Annotated in this window: 1 protein-coding gene; it reads left to right on the top strand. The window is 64.1% G+C overall.

Annotation, left to right across the window (positions count from 1 at the left end; translation table 11 throughout):
* Positions 1–248 (top strand): VCBS domain-containing protein (locus tag EN808_RS36140; protein WP_135918290.1); only part of this gene is annotated, 248 nt, incomplete at both ends.

The following is a 248-nucleotide window of genomic DNA, read 5'->3' on the forward strand; positions in this document are numbered from 1 at the left end:
TGTCGACACTGGCGACACCCACAGCGTCACCGCCGTCAATGGCTCGGCCGGCAATGTCGGTGCCAACCTCGTCGGCACGTACGGCACGCTGCATCTCAACAGCGACGGCACCTACACCTACACGCTCGACAATGGCCTGGCCTCGGTCCAGGCGTTGGCCGAAGGTGCCAGCGTCACCGACGTCTTCACCTACACCAACGCCGACAACCATGGCGGCTCTTCGAGCTCCAGCCTGACGGTGACCATCA

It is taken from the genome of Mesorhizobium sp. M8A.F.Ca.ET.165.01.1.1, from assembly GCF_004792065.1.
In the GTDB taxonomy this organism is placed as follows: Bacteria; Pseudomonadota; Alphaproteobacteria; order Rhizobiales; family Rhizobiaceae; genus Mesorhizobium.